The sequence below is a fragment of the Polynucleobacter finlandensis genome (assembly GCF_018881755.1).
Taxonomy (GTDB): domain Bacteria; phylum Pseudomonadota; class Gammaproteobacteria; order Burkholderiales; family Burkholderiaceae; genus Polynucleobacter; species Polynucleobacter finlandensis.
Map to the genome: position 1 here is coordinate 1 of NZ_JACVPS010000040.1, position 723 is coordinate 723.

Sequence of the window (723 nt, forward strand, 5' to 3'; positions counted from 1 at the left end):
TGGGTCGTTCTCTGTCTCCAGCAATAAATGATTCTGTGTGACCGCTTCTCACTCCATAACAGCCAAACCTCATTTATGCGCTGTCGTTTTAAACGACAAACCAATTTGGCATCCTTGTAGTGGTCAAGTGTCGATTTAAGCGACGCTTATTGATGTAGGTCAAGAATATGGCCAAAGACATAAACTAACCTTAACTATGTATTTTTTAAAAGAAACATCAATATGAGCGCATTAAAAGAAGCTCTAGAAAAATTAAGAGAAACTGGATCTATTGGGCTGGAAGATTTTAGAAATCTTAAGATGAAAGATGTTGAAGTCCTCACAGAAGAAATCAAGCAATGGTGTCTTTATGGAAATGGCAAACCCGAGAAGTTGGCTAAGAAAAATAAAGAGCATTAAAACTTATTCTTCCAAATCTTCACTGCTATCGTCGATTCGATATTCCACCTGACTTTTCTTTGGCGCTAGATTCGATGATTGATTTTTGATTTGCGTGGATGGATCAGTCAAATAGCAATAACCGTAAAATGGTATTGACTCTTGCTCAGCCTGCAGTCTATCTTCAGTAGTAAATGTTGCCATCATCCACCCTCCCAAGGTTACTTTGTTTGGTTACCTATGGGCTGTAGGACAAACTAATCAAACCTATAACAATCAGAGTTATTCAGCAGTACTCCATAAGTAATCTGCAGTTTCTTCAAACTAATGTGACAGTTCTATCTC

The 723-nt window shown here is 37.9% G+C and carries 2 protein-coding genes; one reads left to right on the forward strand and one right to left on the reverse strand.

The genetic code is table 11. From position 1 onward, the window contains the following. Positions 1 to 222 precede the first annotated feature (222 nt). Positions 223 to 399, forward strand: coding sequence for a hypothetical protein (locus ICN49_RS11610; RefSeq protein ID WP_216168235.1), 177 nt, complete (start codon positions 223 to 225; stop codon positions 397 to 399). Positions 400 to 402: 3 nt separating this feature from the next. Here the strand turns inward: ICN49_RS11610 and ICN49_RS11615 are convergent, their stop codons facing one another. Then, the gene (locus ICN49_RS11615; RefSeq protein ID WP_216168236.1) at positions 403 to 582 is read right to left on the reverse strand and encodes a hypothetical protein; all 180 of its coding nucleotides are present in this window, start codon (positions 580 to 582) and stop codon (positions 403 to 405) included. Positions 583 to 723 lie beyond the last annotated feature (141 nt).

What these genes read in the sequence shown, in the direction of transcription:
- ICN49_RS11610 (WP_216168235.1), top strand. Translation starts at nt 223, where the DNA reads ATGAGCGCATTAAAAGAAGCTCTAGAAAAATTAAGAGAAACTGGATCT.
- ICN49_RS11615 (WP_216168236.1), bottom strand. Translation starts at nt 582, where the DNA reads ATGGCAACATTTACTACTGAAGATAGACTGCAGGCTGAGCAAGAGTCA.